At 63.5% G+C, this 315-nt stretch carries 1 protein-coding gene; it reads right to left on the bottom strand.

The annotated features are described in order from the left end of the window. On the bottom strand, nt 1–315 hold a 315-nt coding region (locus tag CC207_RS25145; RefSeq protein ID WP_143496175.1), incomplete at both ends, for an immunoglobulin-like domain-containing protein.

Here is a 315-nt window from a genome sequence, read left to right as displayed (position 1 = left end):
AGTGCCGGTGCCAGGCTCATCGGTCACGGTCGTGGTGACGGTGTTGTCGCCGAGGGTCAGCTTCTCGAAGTTGTCGCCACCGGCAACCGACTCGATCTTGTTGACGATGCTCGGCTGGCCACCGACGAATACATCGTCCGGTGCAGTGATGGTGAAGGTGCCGCTCGCACTGCCGGCCGGAATGGTGACCTTGGTGCCGTCAGTCAGGGTGAAGGTCAGGCCATTGTGGCCGTTGACCGGCAGACCCTGGGCGTTGGTCAGGGTCACGGTGTAGGTGATCTGGCCGCCTTCGGTGACGGTGGTCTTGTCGGCGGT

Source organism: Pseudomonas sp. DrBHI1, assembly GCF_002205115.1.
GTDB lineage: Bacteria > Pseudomonadota > Gammaproteobacteria > Pseudomonadales > Pseudomonadaceae > Aquipseudomonas > Aquipseudomonas mosselii.
The sequence above is the reverse complement of the archived record's forward strand: the minus strand, read 5'-3'. Positions and strand labels throughout refer to the sequence as shown.